Origin of the sequence: Bathymodiolus platifrons methanotrophic gill symbiont (genome assembly GCF_002189065.1) — a bacterium.
Classification (GTDB): domain Bacteria; phylum Pseudomonadota; class Gammaproteobacteria; order Methylococcales; family Methylomonadaceae; genus Methyloprofundus.
Genome location: NZ_BDMN01000440.1, coordinates 1 through 2,334, shown reverse-complemented (window position 1 = coordinate 2,334; position 2,334 = coordinate 1). Strand labels below are relative to the sequence as shown.

3 protein-coding genes and 1 pseudogene are annotated in these 2,334 nt (G+C 38.4%); 2 read left to right on the top strand and 2 right to left on the bottom strand.

What is annotated here, in order from left to right; translation table 11 throughout:
• The coding region (locus CDZ78_RS22405) for a hypothetical protein (RefSeq protein ID WP_211200783.1) at positions 1-241 on the top strand (241 nt) is incomplete at its 5' end.
• 51 nt (positions 242-292) lie between these two features.
• On the opposite strand, the pseudogene CDZ78_RS19030 reads toward CDZ78_RS22405, so the two are convergent.
• Positions 293-613, bottom strand: a pseudogene (locus tag CDZ78_RS19030) (type I restriction endonuclease subunit R, EcoR124 family); the annotation flags it as partial.
• 77 nt (positions 614-690) lie between these two features.
• Positions 691-816, bottom strand: a complete 126-nt coding sequence (locus CDZ78_RS23935; protein WP_263458613.1) for a hypothetical protein — start codon at positions 814-816, stop codon at positions 691-693.
• A 462-nt stretch (positions 817-1,278) separates the two neighbouring features.
• Between CDZ78_RS23935 and CDZ78_RS19025 the strand changes: the two genes are divergently transcribed.
• Positions 1,279-2,217, top strand: coding sequence for a RepB family plasmid replication initiator protein (locus CDZ78_RS19025; RefSeq protein ID WP_167374411.1), 939 nt, complete (start codon positions 1,279-1,281; stop codon positions 2,215-2,217).
• The last annotated feature ends 117 nt before the right edge of the window (positions 2,218-2,334 follow it).

Below are 2,334 nucleotides of genomic sequence, written 5' to 3'. Positions count from 1 at the left end.
TACAACGTCAAAGGTTACAAAAACATCCGTCCCAGTGGTGCAGGTTGAGAGGTCTCATATAGAATGGCTTGAGAAACAGGTCGATGGGCTTAGGGACGATATAAAACAAGTTAGAGACGATTCCCTAGCTCGTGAAATTCGATTAATGGCATTACTTGAACATAAAATTGATACGACACAAAGCGAAACATCATCAGATGAACCAGTTATTAGAGGGTTGTTCTCAAAGTTATTTAAGTGATGGATTGTGAGTGACGCTATTCCTTTGCGTTACCACATTACAATATCTGTATTAAACCTTGCCACCCACGCCTTTAAATTTCTCAATAAAGTCGGCAATCTTTTGAAACACACTTTGTTTCTTAGTTAAGTATTGTGGATTAAGCGGACTCATTTTAGGCAGAATTGCATTTAGATCAGTGCCATTTTCACTGGCATATTCTCGTTTTAACGATGCTGTTATATAGCGCTTAGCCGCTTCTTCATTCAGGCTTTCGGCACTAATTAATTCTCTTGCTTCACGTTGTTGTTCAGCTTGGGCAAAGGTAAAGAAAGCATCAATAATACTGGATTTATCGGGTATATTATCTAAATTGGTTTGATTAATAAAATCAGGGAAACGGAGCCTAAGCGGAGTGATGATTTTTAGTCCCTGGTAGGCGACAGGGCAATTCGCTGATCCGAAGTGCGCTAGTAGCGCGCGAGGGAGGCAAGAATTGCATTCCGAATAGCCGTCCAGCCATTTGAGGTAGTCTTAACGGAGCAGGGTTTTGTGCGTAGTTGAGACGGACGCAGGGCGACCAGGGCATCTCCCATTCGCTGCGTAGGCGAATGAATGTTGGTGACAGGAGTCCCAGAATGTTGTGAGGTAGCATGGCGCGCCTGTTTTTTTCTTTTTTTCTTTTTTTCTTTTTTAAGAGAGCTATAGAGTAGGTAGATTAATGCATGTAGAGGCTATATAACGACAAATTGAGTGTTTAATAACGACAGATTGAGCGTTTAATAACGACAAATTGAGCGTTGTAAGATGACTGATTGATCTTATATGACGACAAATTGATCGTTAAGGTATGTTTTTTAATTTTTTTGAGAGATAAAGCCTTTATTTACAAGGGGTGTAACATTGATATAACGACAAATTGATTGTTAAGGTAGGTTTAATTTTTTATATGACGACAAATTGATTGCCACATAACGACATTGTATTTTATCTGTCGTTGTTTTATTTTTAAATCAGAGTATAGTCAGGCAATATCTTTTTCTTGTCGTTATATTATCTTGGAAAATAAAAATCACCTAACGGTCGTTAAGTCCAATAAAGTTATTGAGGCCAGTTATCTATTGAGCCTTTCTGAGCAACGTGTGTTGTTGGCTTGTATAGCTCAAATTGATTCTATGTCCGAGTTAACAGAGCAATATCAGTTTGAAGTTTCAGCTTCTGAAATTGTTGATTTGGTCGGCTTGGATAACTTTTCAAATGCGTATCGAGATTTAAAGAAGGCTGCTGAAAAGTTGTATGATCGTAGTGTAACTATTGATGACCCTGATCCAGAAAATCCAAAGATAGCACAACGTAAAACCAGATGGATAAGCAGTATCGACTATATTCCTGGAGAAGGAAAGTTAGTTCTAAGTTTTGCTTCAGGCATTATTCCTTACATTTCTAAACTATCTAAAGAATTCACTAAATATAAGCTAAAACATGTTGCTAGGTTTGAAAGTATTTATTCTATTCGTTTATATGAGTTATTAGTGCAATGGAGTTCTACAGGGGAACGTGAAATTGAAGTTGAATGGCTTAAAAATCAATTCCAGGTTAGCAATAAATATAGTCGCTTAGGTGACTTAAAGAGGCGTGTGATTGAACCAGCTATAGCTGAAATTAACGAGCATTCCAATCTATGGGTGAAGTATGGTCAAAGGAAGTCTGGCAGGACGGTGACACACTTTCAGTTCCAATTTGGTGTGAAAGATCAACCAAAGCAAAGAAAAAAATTAACCGATGAAGAAATTAATAGTTTAGCTAAGCCTGGCGAAACTAAGGCGGCTGTTGTTGCACGTTTGACTGGTACATTGATGTCTGATTTTGCTAAACCAGGGGAAAGTTGGGGTGACGCTAAAGAACGGAAGAAGAGTTTAAAAGGTGGATTCAACTCTGAAGTGCAATTTCTGGGTTCTGTCGCAAGAACTTATTATGACGGTAAAGATTGGTCATAACCTGTCAGGTTTCACGAGGTTGTACCATGATTTTTTAAAAGTTCAGCTCGAAACATATCGGGGGATTTTCGGTTCTGTCGCATAAAGTTCACTTCTCCGCGTTACCTGCTATCATGA

Excerpts from the sequence above, each read along its gene's own strand:
- CDZ78_RS23935 (WP_263458613.1), bottom strand. The coding sequence starts at position 816 with ATGGGAGATGCCCTGGTCGCCCTGCGTCCGTCTCAACTACGCACAAAA.